The sequence below is a fragment of the Nocardia sp. TBRC8007 genome, assembly GCF_056629435.1.
Map to the genome: position 1 here is coordinate 1 of NZ_JBWSOR010000176.1, position 393 is coordinate 393.

Consider the following 393-nt stretch of genomic DNA (forward strand, 5'->3'; position numbering starts at 1 on the left):
CGGTGGTGTGTGCGGGGGTGGAGTTGACCTACCGCGACCTCGACGAACGCGCCGACCGCCTCGCACATCAGCTGATCGTGCGGGGGGTGGGGCCCGAGCGGGTGGTGGCGGTGGCGCTACCGCGGTCGGAGGAGTTGGTGGTGGCGTTGGTGGCGGTATGGAAGGCCGGGGGCGCGTATCTGCCGGTGGATCCGTCCTACCCGCGTGATCGGTTGGCGTTCGTGTTCGCCGACGCCGTCCCGCTGGTGGTGGTGACCGACCAGGCCACGGCCACGGCCCTGCCCACAACCATGGCGGACACGGTGTGTGTCGATGCTCCGGGCACCCTCACCGGTGTCCGGGACGCGGTCGTTGTGGCCGGTGGGGGTCGGTGGGGGCGGTTGCGTCCGGGGA

General features: G+C 71.8%; 1 protein-coding gene. It reads left to right on the forward strand.

The genetic code is table 11. The annotated features are described in order from the left end of the window. A partial coding sequence (locus tag ACX4ZE_RS23170; protein ID WP_480275585.1) for an AMP-binding protein occupies positions 1–393 on the forward strand: 393 nt, incomplete at both ends.